The following is a 16,872-nucleotide window of genomic DNA, read 5'->3' on the forward strand; positions in this document are numbered from 1 at the left end:
CGCCTCATCCGTCAACCTCCGCGGCCGGCGCCAGAAGGCGAGCAACGATGTCGGCGGCGAGGTTCACCAGCACGGTCACGCTCGCCAGCACCAGGGACAAGCCCTGCACCACCGGGAGATCACGTGCGGAGACCGCCTCGATCAGCGTCGTGCCCAGCCCTGGGATCACGAAGATCGCTTCCACGACGATGACGCCGCCGATCAGCCAGTCGGTGGTCCGCGCGAGTTGTTGCACGGCGGGAACGGCGGCGTTGGGCAAGGCGTGGGCGAGCTGGACGCGCAGGGGTGGCAGCCCGCAACGCCGCGCCTGCTGCACGAAGCCCGAGTGCAGCGCTTCGATCATCCCTGCGCGGATCAGCCTGCTCAGGGAGCAGATAGGACGGAGCAACAGCACCAGCACCGGCAGCACCAGCACCTCCGGACGGCTCAGCAGGGCGCTCCCTCCGACCGCCGTCGGCGGGAACCAGCCGAGCTGCACGGCGAACACCGTGACCAGCAGAATTCCCATCGCGAACTCGGGAACCGAGTACAGGCCGAGGGTCGTGGAGGTGATGACGCGATCGACGAGGCGACCTTCCCTGTTCGCGGCGAGGATTCCGAGGCCCAGCGACACCGGCACGACCAGGGCCAACGTCAGCATCGCCAGCAGAAGCGTGGGGCCGACGGACGAACCGATGATGTCCACGACGGAGCGAGGCCCCACCAGCGACCGGCCGAAGTCGCCTTGGACCGCCCCGAACATCCATTCACCGAGACGGTGCCACCACGGCGCGTTCAGCCCGAGCTGCTCACGCATCAGCTCGATGATCGCCGGATCCGGGTTGTCCCCGGCGGCGGTGACCGCCGCATCCCCCGGCAACGCCTCGGTCAGGAGGAACACCAGCACCATGGCGAGGAAGACCTGAACGACGCCCAGCAGTGCTCGTCGAAAGACGTAGCGCGGAAGGTTCACCCCATCCACACCTTGTCGAACCGTGCCCAGTCCAAGGTGTTCGCCGGCGCGCGGTCATCGATGCCGCCCACCCTGTTCGCCGACGCCACGATCCAGTCCGACACGCCCCACCACAGGAAGCCGCCTTCTTCGAACAGTTCGCGCTGCATCTCCATGTAGAGCTCGGTGCGAGCACGTTCGTCCGATGTGGCCTGCGCCTGGTGGTAGAGCTCGTCGAACTCGCGGCGCTGCCATTTGGTGTTGTTGGTCGTCGAACCGGACAGCAACCGCTGCGAGATGTGCGACTCGATCGGCATCGCTCCGGATCGGTAGCTCACCACGGACCCCCGATCGGCGATGTCCGACCAGTAGGTGTCCTTGTTCCCCAAGGTCACCTTGACGGTCACACCTGCCTGCTTGGCCTGGTCCGCGATGGCCAGCGCGGCTTCGCGTAAACCGGGCGACGCTTCGGAGGTGAGCAGTTCGACCGTCAGGTTCTCCGCGCCCGCCTGCCGCAACAGCGCCCTGGCCTGGTCCAGATCCTGCCGCCGCTGCGGCAACGCGTCGTTGTAGTACTGGTAGTTCTTGCCGAAGAGGTCGTTGGCGACTTCCCCGGATCCCTGCAGCACCGAGCGGACGAGTTCCTCGCGGTCGATCAGGTGGAAGAACGCCTGTCGCACCTCGCGCCGGTCGAACGGCGGGCGGTCCACCTTCATCGCCAACGCGTGGAAGTTGCTCAACGGCAGCCGGTGGATCTGGATCTGACCGGCTTCCTCGTGGCTGCGGGCGGTGGTGGCGGTCAAGTCGTGCGCGTAGTCCGCCTGGTCGCCGAGCAGCGCGTTGACCCTGGCGGATTCGTCATTGCTGACCAGGATTTCCAGCTCGTCGAGGTGTGGTGCGCCGTCCCAGTAGTCCGGGTTCCGCGCCGCGAGGAAACTGCGGCCCGGCTCGAACGAGGTGAACCGGAACGGACCTGAGCCGATGGGCCGGTCGAAGTGCTGCGCGCCCTCCGGAACGATGTAGGCGCCCAGGGTGGCGAGCGCGTTGGGGAACTCCGCATAGGGGCGCTTCAGCCGGAACTCGACGGTGCGATCGTCGATCGCGCGGCTGTTGGCGAGGTCGATCACCGAGAGGCTGGCCTTGGCACGGCGAGTGCTGTCGGGTCGCAGGATGCGCGCGTAGCTAGATAACACGTCGTCGGCGCGCAACGGCTTTCCATCGTGGAACGCGGCCTGCCGGAGCGGGACCCGCCAGGTCAGCAGGTCCGCGCTCGATTCCCACCGTTCGGCCAGCCGCGGCTGCGGCGACATGTCGGATCCGTAGTCCGCGAGCTTGTCGAACAACGCCTTCGCCCTGGCGACCTCGGCGTACAGATCCGTGGTGTGCGGGTCCAGCACCTCATCGGCGCCGCCGCCCGGGAACACCGCGCGCAACCGGCCCCCGGGCCGCGGCGCCCCGGCACTCGAGCCGGAGTTACCCGTCGCACATCCCGACACCCCCGCCGCCAGCGCGGCCGCAGCAGTGAGCCCCAGGAACCCCCGCCTCGTCACCGGGCTCCGATCAGACGAGTACACGGCCGACCTCTCGGACTCCATGCGCAGCCCTCCATTCCGGTTCCGATGCCTTCACCGCCGGCCACCCGACCAGCCACACCAAAAGAAAACGATAATACTTTTCAACAACCCCCGAAAGGGGATCTACCTCACGCCGCGACACCGCGAGGAAGGGAACCTTCCTGTCACGGGTGACAGGAAGGTTCCCTTCCTCGCACCACGAACTCAGGTGGTGCGCTGGGCGATGAGGTGGAGGCGGTCGCCGGACAGGGCGGTGCTGAGGTCCGCGCTGGGGTGCCAGGTCGGGTCGGTGCGCGGGCCGGGGTGGTCGAACATGGCGAGCACGTCAAAACCCGCTTGGGCGAGGATTCGGCGGAGTTCTTGTGGGAAGAGCAGGCGCCAGGCGGATCTTTGGGTGAGTTCTCGGCCGCAACCCGGCCAGTCCCATACCCGTTCCCGTCGCAGCAATTGCTCGGCGTGGTCGATCCACAGCCGGGTCCGGGACCGGTACGCCGCCCCTTTCCACTGCACGGACCGTTCCCGGATTCCGTCGAGCAGCTCGGAGTTGCCGAGGAAGAAAGCCCCGTTGCGCATTTCGGCGATGAGCAGCCCACCAGGTCGCAGGTGTGCGCGACACCGGTCGAGGAAGTCGTCGAGATCGGAATTCGTGTGGCAGTACAGGAATGCGCTGTCGAGGCACGTGACGGCATCGAATGCGGTATCGAGCCGAAAGGTGCGCATGTCGGCGAGCGCGAAGGTTCCGTCGGGGCATTGCCGTTGCGCGTGCTCGATCATCCGCGGCGACGTGTCGATTCCGGTCACGGAATACCCGTTGCGCGACCAGTGCGCGGCATCGCGACCGCTGCCGCAGCCGACGTCGAGGATGTCCTCCCCGCCGCCGTACCGGCCGATCAGGTCGAGGACGAATCGCGCGGCGAGGTGTTCCGGGTCGGGGAATTGCTCCTCGTAGAGCTCGGGGTTGTCGGTCAGGAAGTTGGCATCGTTGTGCACGCGGAGGCTCCTGGTTGCGAAGTCGGTTCCGGACCTACGAGTCCGTTGCGGTGCAGCACGAACACCGCGGCGGCCGAGGCGAGGCCGAGGCCGAGGCACAGCGCCGACGGCGCCCACGGGTGCGCGGCGAGGTCGCTCACCCGGCCGATCACCGCGTTGCCCGCTGCCGCGGTGACACCGGCGGCCAGGTAGAAGACCCCGAAGTAGGTGCCGGAGAGGGCGTTCGGCCCGAAGGAGGGGATGAGGTCGTTGACGAACGGCTGCGCCATCAGCAGCCCGAGGGTGAGCACGAGCGTCGCCACCAGCACCGGGCTGAGCCGGAGCAGCTGTTCGGGCAGGCCGAGCGCGGCGGGCGCATCGGGGATGGCGATCCCGCCGAGCACCGTGGCGAGGAAGGCCAGCCCCATCAGGCCCATGCCCGCCGCGATGGCACCGCCCCGGGACCACTTCCGCTGGCAGCCCCTGGTGATGCGGACTTGGAGCAGCAGTCCGGTCACCGTGGAGACGATGAACACGGCGGCGACGGTGCCGCTGGATCCGGTGAGCCGGGCCGCTTCCATCGGCAGGACCAGGTAGAGCTGGTTCTGCAGGGCGAACATCCCGGTCAGTGCGAGCGTGAACACGAGGAACCTCTTGTTGGCGAGCACGCCGCGCCAGTCCCGCAGGACCGTGTTGCGCGCCGGCGGTACTGCTCTGGGCGGCAGCACCGCGATCTGGGCGGCGGTGAGCAGCGCGAAGATCAGCGCGGCGACGAGCGCGGAGGTGGCGAAGCCGATGACGACGAGCGCACTGCCGAGCAGCGGCCCGATCAGCGCACCGGTGTTCGCGAACACGGTGAACAACGCGAACGCCTCCGCTCGCCGCTCCCCGGTTTCCTGCGCGAGGTAGGAGCGCACGGCGGGGTTGAACAGCGCCCCGGCGAGCCCGCTGAGGATCGAGGCGGCCAGCAGGATCGGCAGCGAGGTGCCGAGCGCGAACAGCCCGAACCCGACGGTGCGCAGCGCGCATCCCGCGATGATCACCCCGCGCGCACCGAGGCGATCGGCCGCGGTGCCGCCGATGAGGAACAGGCCTTGCTGGCTCAGGTTGCGCACCCCGAGCACCACTCCGACCAGGGCGGCGGACATGCCCAGGTCGTGCCCCAGGTAGCCGGCGAGGTACGGGATGAGCAGGTAGAAGCCGATGTTGACGCCGAGCTGGTTGACCAGCAGCACCTGCACCGCGACCGGGAAGCTCCGGACGAGTCGCCACGTCGTCATGTCGCCGACCTCGGTCGCACTCCCAGCCCGGGACGTCCGCTGAGCCGCAGTGTTCCGTCGATCCCTCCGATCCCGTCCCAGGGGTCGTCGGCGAGCAGCAGGTGCCCGTCGAGGTCGGTCCAGCGGGCGAATCCTGCGAGGTGCACGGCGGGGGCGATGCCGAGCGAGCTCGCGACGAGGCATCCGAGCATCACGTCGACACCGGCGGAGCGGGCCGTTTCGATGATCTCGACGGCGGCCTGGATCCCACCGCACTTGGCCAGTTTCACGTTCACCCCGTGCACGGAGGAGCCGAGTTCGCGGACGTCGTCGATCGTGTGCGCGTCTTCGTCCGCGATCACGGGGATGGGGCTGCGTTGCGCGACCCACCCGAGGTCTGCGGGCGTGCCGGGGCGAATGGGTTGTTCGACGGCGGAAATCCCGTGCGGTTCCAGGGTTTCGAGGATGCGCAGCGCCTGTCCGGGCTCCCACGCCCCGTTGGGGTCGAGCAGCAGCCGGGCGTCGGGTGCGGCCGCGCGGATCGCCGCCACCCTGGCCGCGTCGTCGGTACCGTCCCCGAGCTTGACCTTGAGAACGCCGAATCCCTTGGCGACGAGGTCGGTGGCGGTTCGCACCGCTTGAGCCACGTCGACGATGCCGATGGTGCACGCCGTGCGCGCGGACTCGAATTCCGGCGCGCCGACCAGTTCTCGCACGGTGATGCCGCGGCACTTCGCGGCCAGGTCGTGCACCGCGGCTTCCACGGCACACCGCAGCCCGGGGTCGAGCACGACCCACCGCCGCGCCTCGATGAGGAGTGCACCGGGGTCGTCGCTGCTGTCGATGACCGGTCGCAGCGCTTCGAGCTGAGTGACGATCCGCGGCACGTCGAGGTCGTAGTACACGCTGGTGACGGCTTCGCCGTGTCCGATGTGCCCGTCGTGCGACACGTCGATCCACACGGCGTCCCGTTCGTGCATGACGGAGCGGGAGATGCGGAACGGCTCCCGCAACCGCAGCGTGCCGGTGTGCCAGGTGAGCTTCACGCGGGCACCTCCGCGGACCGCGCGGGGTCGTGCACGGCACCGCACCGCGCCCAGCCGTGCACTTCGACGGCCGCGGCGTCGGCGATCTCCACCGGCCGGGTCGCCGGTCGGCCGCCGAGCAGGCCGTGTTCGTGGCAGAAGTCGTCGTCGAAGATCGAGTCGAGGTAGCGGTGCGGGCCGTCGGGGAACACGGTGACGACTTGCGAACCGGATTCGCGCCGGGCTTCCCAGCCCGCCACCAAGGCGACCGCGCCGGTGCTCCACCCTCCGCTGACGAAGGAGTGCGCGGCGAGCCTGCGGCAGGCGTCGACGGCTTCGGCCGGACCCACCCAGTGCACCTCGTCGAACTCGGCGTAGGCGACGTTGCGCGGGAAGATGCTGCTGCCGAGCCCCCGCATGAGGCGGCGTCGCGCGGGCTGCCCGAAAATCGTCGAGCCGACGGTGTCGACCCCGATCAGGCGCAGCCGTGGCCAGTGCCGCCGCAACGTGCGGATGATGCCCGCGCTGTGCCCGCCCGAGCCGACGCTGCAGACCAGGGTGTCGGCCGAACCGAGCTGGGCGACGAGTTCTTCCGCCAACTTCACGTACCCGGCCGGGTTGTCCGGGTTGTTGTACTGGTCCGGCCAGTAGGCGTCGGGCAGTTCCGCGCACAGCTGCTGCACCCGATCCAGCCGGGCCTGCTGCCAGCCTCCCGCGGGATGCGGGCGGTCGACGACCTCGGTCCGGACGCCGTGCGCGCGCAGCAGCGACCGCATGCTTCGCTCCAGCTCCCGGTCGACGACGAGGACGACGGGATGCCCGAGCGCTTGCCCGGCGAAGGCGAGCCCGATCCCGAGGGTGCCGCTGGTGGACTCCACGACGGGCGCCCCGGGCCGGAGTTCACCGCGAGAGCGGGCTCCGCGCAGCATCGCGATCGCGGCGCGCGCTTTCATGCCGCCGGCGCCGAGGCATTCGAGCTTCGCCCAGAACCCCGGCTGGTGATCCGGCAGCGGCGTGCTGATCCGGGTGACCGGTGTGTCCCGCATCAGCGACAGCAGGTCCGGGTTGGCCGCTCGGGCCGGGCTGGTGCTGAGGTCGATCAACGAATGTCCTTCCCTGGCTCCGGATTCCGCGGAGCGGAGTAGCGGTAGATCGAGCTGGCGCCGCCGTCGAGCCAGAAGAACGGGTAGGGCTCGGCGGAGATCGCGGTGACACCGGAGCCGAGGAACCACGGCAGCGCCGCGCTCGCGGTCTGCGCGAACATGACCAGCGGTGTTCCGGTGGCGCGCACGTGCGCCAGCAGCGGTTCGAAGGTCTCTCCGCCCGCGACCATCCCGGAGGCCAGCACGGCATCGCAGCCGCCGACCTCGGCCATGGCGTCCCGCACGATCGGTTCGCCCCACTCGGTCACGCCGCCTTTGAAATCGCAGGCGACGTAGTCGATATCGCGGCGGCGGAGCTGGTGCAGCAGCGAGTTCACCACCCCGATCACCAGGACCCGGCGAGCGCCGTCCGGCACCAGTTCGACCACGGCTTCGGCCCGCTGCAACGACTTCTGCAGAGAACTGCCGCGGTGGAGCCGGACCTCCTCCGCGTGCTCGTGGTGCGGGCGCCGCCACATCAAGTACGCGTCCGCGGCCGCGATGCGCACCGCGGGCTCCGGGTGCCGCAGCAACCGGCCGACCGGAGCGCCGACGCAGTCGACGACCAGCTCGTCGGTGAGCGCTCCCGGCTCCACGGCGCACGATCCGACGGCGTCCTCTACCCGCAGGCTCAGCACGTGGTTGCGGTAGGAACTCCCGCGGCCGGAGTGCCGCACGCCCTGCTGGGTGAGGAAGCCGACGCTCACCTCCGCTTCGTCGACCTCGTCGCCCGCCATCCCCGCTCCGACGGCCGCGGTGAACCTGTCCCATGACAGGAAGGCGTCCTTCATGCGCCGACCAGGCCCGCCGCGTAGACGACCTCCACGGAGCCGATCGCCGCTTCGGCACGAGCTCGCGCCGCGCCGGGCGCCGGATCGGTCGTCATGACGTGGCCGAGGTAGTTGTTGTTGCTGTTCGCCGGGCCCGCCACGTGCCCTGCCGCTTTGAAAGCGCTGTCGACGACACCGTCGATCCCGTGAATCCCCTCCGCGCCGTCGATCCGATCGATCGGCCCGGTCCGCGGCGGGAGCAGGAAGGAGATCGCCGCGCTGCCCGCACCGGTCGGTTCGGCCGCCAACCGCGGGGATTCGCCCAGCGCGAGCTGCGCGTGCACCGCGGGCAGGTCGATCCCGGTCACCCTGCGGATGAGCTCGGTGATCTGGTTGCCCGCCGGGCGCGGGTTGACCTCGACGATGCGGGGGCCAGTCGGGGTCAACTTGAGCTCGGTGTGCGTGACGGTGTTGTCCAGGCCGAGCGCCGCGATGGCGGCGACGGCGACCGAGGTGACGGCCCGCTCCGTGTCCGCGTCGAGAGCGGCGGGGAACATGTGCCCCGTTTCGACGAAGCACGATTCACCCGCGACGCTCTTGTCCGTCACGCCGACGACGGTCGTTCGACCGTGCGCGGTCACGGCTTCCACGCTCACTTCGGGTCCGGTCAGCAGCTCTTCGAGCAGCACGGTGCCGCTGCGCCGCTGCCCGCGGGCGTTGACGGGGAAGCCCTCCAGCTCGCGCACCGCTTCGCTGAGTTCCGCCTCGTTCGACACCTTGCGCACGAACATTCCCGCGCACAGGTCGACCGGCTTGATCACCAACGGGAATCCGAGGGCAAGGGCCGCTTCGCGCAGCCCGGAGGCGCCGTCGGCGAGCGCGAACGCCGGCCCCGGCACCCCCGCCTCGCGCAGGGCTAATCGGGTTTGGTCCTTGTTGCAGGCGCGCGCCACCGCTTCCGGCGGAGATCCGGGCAGGCCGAGGCGCTGAGCGAGATGCGCGGTGGCGCCGAGGTAGTAGTCGCACGAGGTGAGCACGCCGTCGAATCCCAGCGCCGGCTGGAGCTTCGCCACGTGTTCGACCAGCGAGGCCACGTCGTTGGTCTCGGCGTGGAGCACGTTCTCCGCGCCGAGCAGGGGATGGGAGCCAGGACGGTTCCACGCGCGCAAGTAGTGCTGCACGTCCCGGGTGAGGAAGCTGAACCGGTGGCCCCCGTCCCGGATTCCTCGGGGCAGCAACGTGCTCATCGCCCCGACCCAGCTTTCCACCATCAGCAGGTGACCCACTCCGACTCCTCCGCACCGTTGCCCACTAGCGGACGGTAACGATAATCATGTTCAATACAGTTGGCAAACCCCATTCAGGTAACACTGGAGTAACTCAGCGTGTTCACTTTGCGACGAAGTCGCGCCACCCTGCTCGCACCTCTGCTCGCGACCCTCCTGCCCCTTCCCGCCGCCACCGCCGAACCGACCGGAGAAATCCACTTCGGACCGTGCCCGACCGACGTGACCGACAACCCTGAAGTCCAATGTGGACATTTACGGGTTCCGCTGGACTACGCGCAGGAAAACGGCCCGGCGATCGATGTCGCCGTGTCCCGCATCCGCGCTTCCGGGACGGCCGCCCAACATCGCGGAGCGCTCCTGGTCAATCCCGGCGGACCCGGCGGCACCGGACTCGACTACGCCGAGAGCAAACGGGCCAAAATGCCCGCCGAAGTGCGGCAGAGCTACGACATCATCGGATTCGACCCGCGCGGCGTCGGCCGCAGCGCACCCGTCGACTGCGGTCCCGCAGGCGGGCTGTTCGACCACCCCCGCCCCGACCCCGTCCCCACCGGAGCCGAACAGGAAAGCGCCTACCTGGACGGGCTGCACCGGCTCGCCGACGACTGCGCCCGCGCCATCGGACCGGCACTACCGCACATCAACACCACGAACACCGCACGCGACATGGACCGGATCAGGCAAGCGCTCGGCGAGCCGCGGTTGAACTACGTGGGCGTGTCCTACGGCACCTACCTCGGCGCCGCCTACGCCGCCGAATTTCCCCAGCGCACCGGACGCATGGTGCTCGACAGCGTCGTCAGCCCCGACGCCTGGCACGACTTCGACGTCCGCCAAGGCTTCGCCATGCTCGACCAGCGCGACGCCCTGTTCGACTGGATCGCCGCGCGCCCCGAAATCAGACTCGGCAACGACCGGAACACCGTTCGCGAGCACTACCTGGACGCGCGCAGCAAGCTCCCCACCGGTCAATTCGGGCCGGACGAATTCGACCGGGTCGTCTACCGCGCCCTGTCGCGCACCGAGCGGTGGGAACCGTTCGCCCACGCCCTCAGCCGATACGTGCACACCGGCGACAACACCGCGCTGCGCCCCACCGAGCCCGACGACCACAACTACGAAGCGGCGCTGCGCACCGTCAAATGCGCCGACAGCCCGCGCCCGGCCGTCCACGACGTCCTAAGCGCGGTCCGCGCCCTGCGCGCCGCCGACCCGCAGCCCGTGCTCACCGGCGTGGAAGCCGACACCTGCGCCTTCTGGCCCGAGCCGCGCGAAACCACCCGGCTCGGACATCCCCGCATGCCACCAGTCCTGCTCACCCAGGCCGAACACGACCCCACCACTCCCCTCGACGGCGCCCGCCGGATGCAGGCCCGACTCCCCCGCTCCCGGCTGATCACCCTCGACGGCAGCCGCTCCCACGGAGCCTTCGCCAGCCAACGCAGCACCTGCCTCGACACCGCAGCAGCCCACTACCTCCTAACCAAATCCCTCCCACCCCCCAACACCCACTGCACCGACCTCCCGCGGCCTTGAGAGCAAGGGAACCTTCCTGTCATCAGTGACAGAAAGGTTCCCTTGCTCGCTTCGCCACACGTGCGCCACGGCGCGGCCGACACACCGACGAATGTTGTGCACTGGCGAAAACCAGCTGTGACCGATAGTGATTGCATGTCATCGACCGTAATCAATCGAAGCATCGTCCAGAACTCCCCGCGTCGCGTGTTCCACGTCCGCGAACTGGAGAAACTCGGCGTCTCACAGTCGACCAGCTACCGCCGCGCTCGAGCAGATGGACCGTGGACCCGACTGCTGCCAGGCATCGTTCTAGTCGCCCCAGGACCGCCCACCACTCATGATCTGATCACGGCCGCACTGTTGCGGGCCGGCCCCACAGCCATGATCACCGGAATGCACGGGGCGCGAATCCACGGCTTGACGGCCCCCGATGAAAACGCCCCAGTTCACGTCCTGATCCCGCACGGCAAGAAGATTCAAGGAAGCGATCAGATCAAGTTCGAACGCACTACCCGACTGCCGCACCCGGTCGTCAAGAACGAGATCCCGTTGGCACCGGCGACACGAGCCGTGATGGACGCGGCACGCACATGGCAACCTCGGGAATCGACGGAGTCACTGCTGATCGAAGCGATCCAGCGAGCTCCCCAATGCTCACCTCGCGCGCTGAAGCAGGAGATGGACCGAGGAAGCAGGCGCGGGACCGGACTTCCCAGGGACATCTTGCACGCCATGACAGCCGACCTCCGCTCACCTGCCGAGCTACACGCATTCAAGCTGATCAAATCATCCGACCTCCCCCAACCGTCATGGAACGTCTCCCTGTTCAGCGCCCACGGCCACTACATCGGGATTCCGGACGCATGGTTCGACGATGTAGCGCTAGCCGTCGAAATCGATTCCTTCGCCTACCACTTCTCCAAATCCGACTATGCGGCGACCACAAAACGCAACACCCGCTACGCGACTCATGGCATCGCGGTGGTTCAAATCCTCCCCACCGATTTGACGAACAACCCCGAGGAAGTCGTCGAGAACATTCGCCGGGCATACCAAGCAGCGGCCCTCAGAACGCGCCCCGAAGTTGAGACTCGAACCATCCCCACCGACCGATGAAGTGAAGGCCCACCTGCTCAACTAGCACGCCCGCACGGCACCGGAGGAACGGCCATCGCCGACCTCCGGGCATTCGCATGTCCAGATTCAGCCGTCACCCATCTCCACTGGGCTCTCGAGCAAGGGAACCTTTCTGTCACAGGTGACAGGAAGGTTCCCTTGCTTCGCGCCTTCAGCTGTAGGTGGCGAGGGGTGGTTGGGTTTGTTCTGGGTTGCCGCTGCTGTCGACTGGACCTGCGGCGAGCGGGCGGGCTCGGGGGTACCAGGCTTCGGCGATGCGCCACGAGGCGTCGATGAGCGCGGCAGAGTGCGAGAACGAGTACTGGGACAGTCCAGCCGTGGACGGCGCCGGGAGAACGTAAAGATCGCAACGGGTCGAGTTCAGCTGCAAATCGAGCCGTGCCGACGCGAGCATCGCAGCACCGAGTGCCGCGCCGTTGACCCCGCTGACCGTTCGAGGAGGCGTGAGCGGCGCCGGCACCGTCGCAACGGAGCCGACGCCGCGCCTGCGGGGTTGCTGCCAGCTGAACGGCTCATCGCCTCCGCATGGCAGTACGAAAACCCGCTCCGCCCCGAGCTCCACGGCTTTGCTGATCGGCATGAACGCTGCGGCTCCCCCGTCCACGAGCCAACGATCGTTCACCTTGAGTGGCGGGAACAGGCCAGGGATGGAGCAGGACGCGACGAGCGCCGGAAGCAGCGGCCCCTGATCGAAGTACACCGCCGCGCCCGTATCGACGTCCGTAGCGGTCACGGTGAGCGGAATCTCCGCTTGCTCGAACGTCCGGTACGGAAGCGTGCGGTGCACCCAGCGCGCGAGCCCGCTGCTCGCCATCAGGTGGTTCGTGATTCCGAGCTTCCCGGCGATGATGCGGCTCGGCTGGATGGGGAAGATGTCGGAACGACGCATCGTGCGCCACAGTTCCCGCAGCTCGCTCGCCCCTCGGCGGGACGGGTCGCGAGCGAGCCAAGCGGCGTTCAACGAACCCGCTGACGTGCCGATCAGCAGATCAGGTTCGACACCAGCTTCGAACAGCGCGGTGGCGAGTCCGGCCTGGACGGCCCCGAACGTTGATCCACCAGGCATCACCCAAGCCGTCCGCATGAGTCCGGTCCTCTCTGGTCGTTCCCGCGATCGAGGCTAACCGGACGGGCGACACGTTCGCCTCAGCCGTCGCCCGGATCTCCGCGCCGTCGCCACTGTTTCACCTGGCCACGGCGTTTCTTACCGTCCAGGCGGCGCCGCCGCGAACCGGCGGTCGGTTTCGTCCGGCGCCGAGGTGGCGGTTCAGGGGCGATCGCTTCGGCCAGCAACGCCGCCAACCGTTCCCGTGCCGCGGTCCGGTTGAGCAGCTGGCTGCGGTGTTCAGAGGCGACGACGGTGAGGACGCCGTTGACCAGGCGAGACTCCAAGCGGCTGAGCGCACGGTCCCGCGTCGGTTCGGGGATCTTCGAGTTCGCCAGGTCGAAGACGAGCTCCACCCGGGAGTCCGTTGTGTTGACGTGCTGCCCGCCAGGCCCCGAGGAACGCGAAAACCGTTCGAATAATTCAGCTGCCGGGACGGTCAGCTTGGAGGTGATGCGCAGGTCTTCGGGCACGCCTCCCAGCATGAGCGTCACGCGCCTTCGACGCTGCTCCTCATGCCAGCTGCAACCAGTTCGCTGAATCACACGTACGCCTGGACGCCCGCACCGATGCGGCCAGGTCCCGCAGCACGGTGGCGGTGTCTTCCCAGCCCAGGCAGGCATCGGTGATGCTCTGCCCGTGGACGGGAGCCGCCGCGTCGATGTCCTGGCGTCCCCCGACGAGGAAGCTTTCCATCATGACGCCGCGGATGGCGTCGACCCCGCTGGCGAGCTGGGCTCCGACTGCCGAGACCACCTTCGGCTGCTTGGTGTGGTCCTTTCCGCTGTTCCCGTGGCTCGCGTCGATGACCACCGCGGGCGGTAAGCCAGCGGCCCGCAACATGGCAGCCGCACGCCGCACCGAGGTGATCCCGTAGTTGGGTCCGCTCTTCCCGCCTCGCAGGATCACGTGCGCGGCTCCGTTCCCCGAGCTGCGCACCCAGTTCACCGCCCCGTCGGGGCCGGACGCGAGGAAGCGGTGCGGGTGCCTCGCGGTGATCACCGCGTCGACCGCGGCCTGGAGCGATCCGCTGGTGCCGTTCTTCATGCCGATCGGCATCGGCAGTGCGCTGGCGAGCTGGCGGTGGACCTGGCTCTCCACTGTTCGAGCACCGATGGCGCCGTAGCTGACGAGGTCTCCGAGGTAGTCCGCCGCGAAGGGACTGACCCATTCCGTGGCGACAGGGAGATCGAGTTCGACCAGGTCGAGCAGCAACCGGCGAGACAGACGGAGCCCGGTTTCGATGTCCGAGGTGTCGTCCAGCGCCGGGTCGGCGAGCAGACCCGTCCAACCGACGGTGGTGCGCGGCTTCTCGAAATAGGCGCGCATGACGATGAGGAGCTCGTCATCGAGTTCAGCGGCCAGTTCGCGCAGGTGGTTCGCGTAGTGCCTCGTCGCCGCCACGTCGTGCACCGAGCACGGCCCCGCGACCACGAGGACGCGGTCGTCTCGGCCGGCGAGGACGCCTTCGATCGACCGGCGCCATGTCGCGACTCTGGTTGCGACCTCGTCGCCGGCGGGGAACTCCGCCAACAGCCGGGCAGGCGAGGTGACCTCGACGACGGACTTCCCACTCACAGGCACGACTCCGATCGACGGCTGCGCGATCAACCCACCCAACAGAGGGCAGCCTAACCTAACCATCGCCCACTGGGTGCGAGGAAGGGAACCTTTCTGCCACTGGTGGCAGAAAGGTTCCCTTCCTCGCATCGAACAACGGGGTCAGGGGGTGGGGGTCCAGGGGGTTGCGCCGCCGGGGATGGGGGCGTTCGGGTCGTACGGGGTTCGGGTGAAGATGAAGGTGTTCAGGTTCAGGTGGGTCGCGGTTCCGTCGGAGGAACGGCCCACGTGGAGTCGCTCGCCCGAGTAGTAGCCGTCCAGGCCGGTCCAGGTGCCGTCCTCGTTCCGGCGGAAACGAGATGCTCGGCCGCGCCCCTGCCACGGCACCAGATCCAGCAGGCCGTCCGGAAGAATCCGCAGCACGTAAGGAGACGGCCCCCAGTACCACTGACCGGTGAGTTCGAGCAGATCAGGCTCGACCCGCGTGCTCGGAGCCCACGCCTCCGGAATCCGCGGTTCGTGCTCGTCGAGCAGGCCGAGCAAGTCCGTGATGAGCGCCGACGACACTCCCGCAGTCGTGTTGGCCATGAAGATGACACCGGTCCGATCCGCGGGATCGGCCATCACGGTCGCCAGGAAGCCGGGCATCGAGCCGGTGTGCCCGGCGAGGCGCCGCCCCTGGTTCCTGATCAGCTGAAATCCGAGTCCGTACCCGGCACGCCAGACGTCTCCGTCGTCCACCGCACCGGCAGCCCGCATCTCCGCGACCGTGTCCGGATGCAGCACCTCGGCCGTCTCACCGGCGATGAACCGCGCCCACCGCAGCATGTCGTCCAAGGTCGACCACAGCTGTCCCGCAGGGGCCATGGCCCCGCCGTCTTCCGCCGGCTCCGGCAACAACACGTCGGCCCACGGGTGGACCGCCCAGCCTTGCGCATGAGGACTTTCCGGGCCGAAGGTGGTCCGGTTCATGCCCAGCGGCAGGAGGATCTCCTCCCGCACCGACTCGTACCAAGAGCGTCCCCGCAGCCGGGCGACGAGCTCCCCCAGAACCCCGAATCCGGTGTTGGAGTAGTGGAAGCCGTGCCGGGGGCTCGGGCGGACGGCGTCTTCGTCGACACCGGCGATCAGTTCTTCGACCGGGCCGCCTTCGGTGCGTTCCCACCACTGGCCCGCCGGTTCCGCGCTCATCCCGCTGGTGTGCGTCAGCAGGCGGGTGATGCTGCGGTCTCCGATGGCGGTACCTGGGACGTGCTGGTCCAGCCTGTCTTCGAGGTTGAGAAGGCCTTCGTCGCGCAGCCGCAGCACCAGGACCGCGATGAACGATTTGGTGATCGAGCCGATTCGGTACTGGGTGTTCGAGGTCGGGGCTTCACCCGACACGAGTCCTCTGCTGCCGGTCCAGAGCGTTTCCCCGTCGCGGACCAGCCCGGCTATCAGCGAGGGGACGCGGTTCTGGCTCTGCTCAACGGCCAGCCGTCTGAGCAGCGCGCGATCAGTGGAAGGCAGCAAGGTCGTCATGGGCTCATGCTGTCACGCCTTTTCCGCGAGGAAGGGAACCTTCCTGTCACTGGTGACAGGAAGGTTCCCTTCCTCGCCGGGTGGGCGGGAGGGGCGGGGGCGTTGGCAGGATGGGGGTGTGGGTGATCGAGTTGATGTTCGGGGTGTGGTGAGCTTCGTCGGGCTGAGCTACCTGGGTACGTGGGTGCTGAGCATTCCGTTGTGGCTGACGGGCGCCGGTTTGACGTGGACGTGGGCGCCACTGCTGCTGGTGGTGATGATGTTCGTGCCCGCGGCGTCCGCGTTCGCGGTCACGAAGTGGATCAGCCCGCGGGACGCGCCGGTGCGCGACCTCGGCGTCACCAATGCCGGTGGCGTCCGGGAGTGGTGGGGCCGGGCGTTGATCTCGTGGTTCGGCCCACCGGTTCTGATGCTGGTCGCGCTGGGTCTCGGCGCGCTGCTCGGGGTTTATCACGCGGACTGGACCGGTTTCTCCGGCCTTTCGGAGCAGTTCGGTCTTGAGGCGGGCGGGGTGGGCGCGCCGTCGCTGTCGTCGTTGGCGCTGATGCAGCTCGTGCAGGTGATGCTGCTCGGCTGGTTGAACGTCATCCCTGCGTTCGGGGAGGAAGTCGGCTGGCGCGGTTACCTGACCACCGCTTTGCTGCCGTTGGGGCAGCCGGCCGCGTTCCTGGTGACGGGCGTCCTGTGGGGCCTGTGGCACGCTCCGCTGCTCGTCCTCGGATACAACTACCCCAATGCCCCGATCGTCGTCGCGTTCATCATGATGGTGTGCTTCTGCGCTCTGCTGAGCGCGCTGCTCGGGTGGTTGAGGTTGGCGACCGGCAGCGTGTGGCCCGCCGCGATCGGGCACGGTTTCGTCAACGCCGCGGCCGGTTTCGGCATTCTGTTCAGCGCCGCGGGGCACCCGGTGGACAACGTCACGTCGGGCCTGCTCGGCTGGTCCGGATGGATCGTGCTGGCGCTGGCGATTCTGCTGCTGGTGCTGCTCGGCAAGCTCCCGGTGGTGCTGGTTCGGGAGGCGTCGGGATTGACGCGCGGAGTTCGCCGGCTCAGCCGCCGCTGAACGCGAAGA

The 16,872-nt window shown here is 68.4% G+C and carries 15 protein-coding genes; 3 read left to right on the forward strand and 12 right to left on the reverse strand.

Annotated elements, in window-relative coordinates:
• Positions 1-4: 4 nt before the first annotated feature.
• The 8 genes from BJ969_RS23475 to BJ969_RS23505 form a co-directional block, all read right to left on the reverse strand.
• Complete coding sequence (locus BJ969_RS23475; protein WP_343071562.1) at positions 5-952, reverse strand: ABC transporter permease; 948 nt, start codon at positions 950-952, stop codon at positions 5-7.
• On the reverse strand, positions 949-2,526 hold the full coding sequence (locus BJ969_RS23480) for an ABC transporter substrate-binding protein (RefSeq protein ID WP_184482137.1): 1,578 nt from the start codon (positions 2,524-2,526) through the stop codon (positions 949-951). Before BJ969_RS23480 ends, BJ969_RS23475 begins: the two co-directional genes overlap by 4 nt.
• Before the next feature lie 183 nt (positions 2,527-2,709).
• Positions 2,710-3,495 carry a class I SAM-dependent methyltransferase gene (locus BJ969_RS23485; protein ID WP_343071563.1) on the reverse strand — a complete coding sequence of 262 codons (786 nt, stop codon included), beginning with the start codon at positions 3,493-3,495 and terminating at the stop codon, positions 2,710-2,712.
• Positions 3,471-4,754: an MFS transporter gene (locus BJ969_RS23490; RefSeq protein ID WP_184482139.1), complete on the reverse strand. Its 1,284-nt coding sequence runs from the start codon at positions 4,752-4,754 to the stop codon at positions 3,471-3,473. Before BJ969_RS23490 ends, BJ969_RS23485 begins: the two co-directional genes overlap by 25 nt.
• Complete coding sequence (locus tag BJ969_RS23495; protein WP_343071564.1) at positions 4,751-5,779, reverse strand: dipeptide epimerase; 1,029 nt, start codon at positions 5,777-5,779, stop codon at positions 4,751-4,753. Before BJ969_RS23495 ends, BJ969_RS23490 begins: the two co-directional genes overlap by 4 nt.
• The gene (locus BJ969_RS29845) at positions 5,776-6,804 is read right to left on the reverse strand and encodes a PLP-dependent cysteine synthase family protein (protein ID WP_221316761.1); all 1,029 of its coding nucleotides are present in this window, start codon (positions 6,802-6,804) and stop codon (positions 5,776-5,778) included. Before BJ969_RS29845 ends, BJ969_RS23495 begins: the two co-directional genes overlap by 4 nt.
• 53 nt (positions 6,805-6,857) lie before the next feature.
• Positions 6,858-7,691, reverse strand: coding sequence for a hypothetical protein (locus BJ969_RS29850; protein ID WP_246457082.1), 834 nt, complete (start codon positions 7,689-7,691; stop codon positions 6,858-6,860).
• Positions 7,688-8,956, reverse strand: coding sequence for an ATP-grasp domain-containing protein (locus BJ969_RS23505; RefSeq protein ID WP_184482142.1), 1,269 nt, complete (start codon positions 8,954-8,956; stop codon positions 7,688-7,690). Before BJ969_RS23505 ends, BJ969_RS29850 begins: the two co-directional genes overlap by 4 nt.
• 222 nt (positions 8,957-9,178) lie before the next feature.
• Here BJ969_RS23505 and BJ969_RS23510 point away from each other — a divergent pair, with 222 nt between their 5' ends.
• Positions 9,179-10,495 carry an alpha/beta fold hydrolase gene (locus BJ969_RS23510; RefSeq protein ID WP_343071565.1) on the forward strand — a complete coding sequence of 439 codons (1,317 nt, stop codon included), beginning with the start codon at positions 9,179-9,181 and terminating at the stop codon, positions 10,493-10,495.
• Between the two features lie 135 nt (positions 10,496-10,630).
• Positions 10,631-11,593 carry a hypothetical protein gene (locus tag BJ969_RS23515; protein ID WP_184482144.1) on the forward strand — a complete coding sequence of 321 codons (963 nt, stop codon included), beginning with the start codon at positions 10,631-10,633 and terminating at the stop codon, positions 11,591-11,593.
• A 172-nt stretch (positions 11,594-11,765) separates the two neighbouring features.
• Here the strand turns inward: BJ969_RS23515 and BJ969_RS23520 are convergent, their stop codons facing one another.
• The 4 genes from BJ969_RS23520 to BJ969_RS23535 form a co-directional block, all read right to left on the reverse strand.
• Positions 11,766-12,698, reverse strand: a complete 933-nt coding sequence (locus BJ969_RS23520) for a patatin-like phospholipase family protein (RefSeq protein WP_184482146.1) — start codon at positions 12,696-12,698, stop codon at positions 11,766-11,768.
• Positions 12,699-12,760: 62 nt separating this feature from the next.
• The gene (gene arfB, locus BJ969_RS23525; protein WP_184482148.1) at positions 12,761-13,192 is read right to left on the reverse strand and encodes an alternative ribosome rescue aminoacyl-tRNA hydrolase ArfB; all 432 of its coding nucleotides are present in this window, start codon (positions 13,190-13,192) and stop codon (positions 12,761-12,763) included.
• A 40-nt stretch (positions 13,193-13,232) separates the two neighbouring features.
• Positions 13,233-14,429 (reverse strand): 3-deoxy-7-phosphoheptulonate synthase, encoded by a 1,197-nt coding sequence (locus BJ969_RS23530; protein WP_246457085.1) that lies wholly within the window; start codon positions 14,427-14,429, stop codon positions 13,233-13,235.
• A 12-nt stretch (positions 14,430-14,441) separates the two neighbouring features.
• Positions 14,442-15,800 carry a serine hydrolase domain-containing protein gene (locus tag BJ969_RS23535; RefSeq protein WP_184482150.1) on the reverse strand — a complete coding sequence of 453 codons (1,359 nt, stop codon included), beginning with the start codon at positions 15,798-15,800 and terminating at the stop codon, positions 14,442-14,444.
• Here BJ969_RS23535 and BJ969_RS23540 point away from each other — a divergent pair.
• A complete protein-coding gene (locus BJ969_RS23540) occupies positions 15,778-16,863 on the forward strand; it encodes a CPBP family intramembrane glutamic endopeptidase (RefSeq protein WP_343071566.1) in 1,086 nt (361 codons plus the stop codon). The genes BJ969_RS23535 and BJ969_RS23540 overlap by 23 nt on opposite strands.
• Positions 16,864-16,872: the final 9 nt, after the last annotated feature.

The organism is Saccharopolyspora gloriosae (assembly GCF_014203325.1).
Classification (GTDB): domain Bacteria; phylum Actinomycetota; class Actinomycetes; order Mycobacteriales; family Pseudonocardiaceae; genus Saccharopolyspora_C; species Saccharopolyspora_C gloriosae.

Excerpts from the sequence above, each read along its gene's own strand:
- BJ969_RS23535 (WP_184482150.1), bottom strand. The coding sequence starts at position 15,800 with ATGACGACCTTGCTGCCTTCCACTGATCGCGCGCTGCTCAGACGGCTG.
- BJ969_RS23515 (WP_184482144.1), top strand. The coding sequence starts at position 10,631 with ATGTCATCGACCGTAATCAATCGAAGCATCGTCCAGAACTCCCCGCGT.
- BJ969_RS23530 (WP_246457085.1), bottom strand. The coding sequence starts at position 14,429 with ATGCGAGGAAGGGAACCTTTCTGCCACCAGTGGCAGAAAGGTTCCCTT.
- BJ969_RS23490 (WP_184482139.1), bottom strand. The coding sequence starts at position 4,754 with ATGACGACGTGGCGACTCGTCCGGAGCTTCCCGGTCGCGGTGCAGGTG.
- BJ969_RS29845 (WP_221316761.1), bottom strand. The coding sequence starts at position 6,804 with ATGCGGGACACACCGGTCACCCGGATCAGCACGCCGCTGCCGGATCAC.
- BJ969_RS29850 (WP_246457082.1), bottom strand. The coding sequence starts at position 7,691 with ATGAAGGACGCCTTCCTGTCATGGGACAGGTTCACCGCGGCCGTCGGA.
- BJ969_RS23520 (WP_184482146.1), bottom strand. The coding sequence starts at position 12,698 with ATGCGGACGGCTTGGGTGATGCCTGGTGGATCAACGTTCGGGGCCGTC.
- BJ969_RS23480 (WP_184482137.1), bottom strand. The coding sequence starts at position 2,526 with ATGGAGTCCGAGAGGTCGGCCGTGTACTCGTCTGATCGGAGCCCGGTG.